This is a genomic window from Stieleria sp., assembly GCF_041595215.1.
In the GTDB taxonomy this organism is placed as follows: Bacteria; Planctomycetota; Planctomycetia; order Pirellulales; family Pirellulaceae; genus Stieleria; species Stieleria magnilauensis.
Genome location: NZ_JBFHKV010001354.1, coordinates 1 through 1,923, shown reverse-complemented (window position 1 = coordinate 1,923; position 1,923 = coordinate 1). Strand labels below are relative to the sequence as shown.

The window sequence follows — 1,923 nt, the reverse complement described above, 5'->3', positions numbered from 1 at the left end:
CCAGGTGCACCAAATCGCGAGCCGCGCTCGAATTGCTCCAGTCCCGTGGCATCGAATTCGATGTCGTCAACTACCTGGACGATCCACCGAGCCAAAGTGAATTGCGGCAGATCATCAAGATGCTGGGGATCAAGCCGAACGAGCTGGTCCGCAAGGGTGAGAAGCTCTACAAGGAACTGGCTCTTGGCGACCAGGACCTGACCGACAAGCAATGGATCGCGACGCTGACCGAGCATCCCAGGTTGATCGAACGGCCGATCGTGGTGCACAACGGCAAGGCTGCGATCGGTAGGCCTACCGAAAACATCGAAGCGATCCTGGGATCCTGATTCGGCCCAGCGATGGCACTCCCCAATAATCTTGCACGTGTCCGGCGATGATGATCCGGTCAGTCCTCGCGATAGCAGTATGAATAAGATGAAAACGATACGCGTTGTTTTGACGAGTTCTATTTTGTTGATGGTTGCCGCCGTCCAGCCGCCGGATCGGGCGACTGCCGAGGAACTTGTCTTCGCCGGAGTGCTGGGAAATTCTGGGGAGAGCGGTCCGTCACTGGTGACCTTTGCCGATCAGCCGGCGGCGGGAATGGGTCCCGTGATCGACGACGACGCGGCGATTTGGGAGCGGGGTGGATCGACGCAGTTGAACCGATATGCGCTCGACGGACGGTTGTTGGCAAGCTACCCACTGCCCGAATCGACCGACCGCAACGATCAATTGACACGTGCCGGCGACGTCCTGTTGATGAGAATCCGAAACTCCCTCTACTCGCTGCCGCTCGACGCGGCCCCAGGCTCCATGCCGCAGCGATTGGACGTCAAGGCGGATGTGATTTCGTCCAATGCGCTGGAGGGTCGCGTGGTGGTGTTTGACAAGCATCAGGATCAGCTGTCCTGGTTCGACCCGTCGACCGATGCGCGGACGAACATCGCGAAACCTGGATCGGATTTGTTCGCACTGCACGTCGGCGACAACGGGACCGTCTATGGCTTCGACGGCAAGCAAGTGCAGGCGTGGCGGGACGGTGTCGTGGTGGCCGGATTCCCCACAGGCTTTCGCGGCGAACGACCACAACAGATCGGACGGCATTGGTACGCTCACGGTTGGCATGGCACGATCCATCGCATGAACGAGCGGTTCGAACCGGAACCGGGAGTGGTACTGGGTGGGGCGTCGGGATCGTTTATCGGGTATCTGCCGGAGAGTGCCGATCTGACCAATGGGCGCGGACTGGTGCACGTCCGCGACGATGTCTACGCCGTGTCGGGGCTCGCCGGCGTCGTTCAATTGCTACGCTGGAACGATGAGGAACAGAGGTTCGAATTGGCCCGCCGCATCGGAGCGTTGGCGAATCTGACCGGCGTCGCGCTCGATGAGCGGGGTAACATCTGGACGCCGCGCGGCAGTTGGCGGTGGGACGATACCTGCGAGGTGCCGCACACCGTGGGCGACAAAGAGACCGACGTTCACGCACAACCGGTCGTCTTGAACGGGCAGACGCTGTGTCTCTTGAAGAAGCACTACAACGATGTGCAACTTGCCATCGGGGCGTGCATGGATGACAGTGGTTGGTCGCGTTTGGAGAGCAGACGCGCGACCGATCTGGAACTGGCGGAATCGGTCAGCGGTGCGGTGGCCATTCCGCACGACAACGGTTTTTCGCTGCTGGTGGTCCAGCAAGGCGGCCAGGCGGTTGAAGTGGGCCTCACAGCGGATGGACGTCAGCGGTCGAAACCCGAACCGGTCGTGATCGAAGGACTGAAAAACTGTACGAGTCTTGCCTGGTTCGATGACCGATTGATTGTCGCCGACGGTGGAACGGTCATCGCCTACCAACGTGACGGCGACAAGCGGTGGACGGAAGCTTCACGAATCGCGGAATACGAAGCAGAGGCGTATGTCCACAGCGACGGTCGGCGGTTG

1 protein-coding gene and 1 pseudogene are annotated in these 1,923 nt (G+C 60.4%); both read left to right on the top strand.

Features of this window, described 5'->3' with window-relative positions:
- The coding region (gene arsC / locus ABX749_RS31240) for an arsenate reductase (glutaredoxin) (protein ID WP_372899476.1) at positions 1-329 on the top strand (329 nt) is incomplete at its 5' end.
- Between the two features lie 79 nt (positions 330-408).
- Positions 409-1,923 (top strand): annotated as a pseudogene (locus tag ABX749_RS31235) (hypothetical protein); the annotation flags it as partial.